This is a genomic window from Streptococcus sp. HMSC066E07 (genome assembly GCF_001814695.1).
Classification (GTDB): domain Bacteria; phylum Bacillota; class Bacilli; order Lactobacillales; family Streptococcaceae; genus Streptococcus; species Streptococcus hominis.
On record NZ_KV817464.1, the window covers coordinates 60,570 to 60,859 of the forward strand.

The following is a 290-nucleotide window of genomic DNA, read 5'->3' on the forward strand; positions in this document are numbered from 1 at the left end:
AGAGCTGTGCTGTTTCGAATGGTTCCAAAACTACCGACACCAAGCTCGCCGAGTACAAGCAGTTTTAGAGCTGTGCTGTTTCGAATGGTTCCAAAACCAGTAAGACAGATGGGAACAAGAAGTATATGTTTTAGAGCTGTGCTGTTTCGAATGGTTCCAAAACCCCTCAAACGCAAGATTGGTCGAAGTACAAGTTTTAGAGCTGTGCTGTTTCGAATGGTTCCAAAACAGGAGTTAAACCAACAGTTGAAGACCTATAGTTTTAGAGCTGTGCTGTTTCGAATGGTTCC

The 290-nt window shown here is 43.4% G+C and carries 1 protein-coding gene; it reads left to right on the plus strand.

Translation table 11 applies throughout. The annotated features are described in order from the left end of the window. Positions 1-84 precede the first annotated feature (84 nt). Positions 85-290 (plus strand): hypothetical protein (locus HMPREF2984_RS09805; RefSeq protein ID WP_218969691.1); only part of this gene is annotated, 206 nt, incomplete at its 3' end.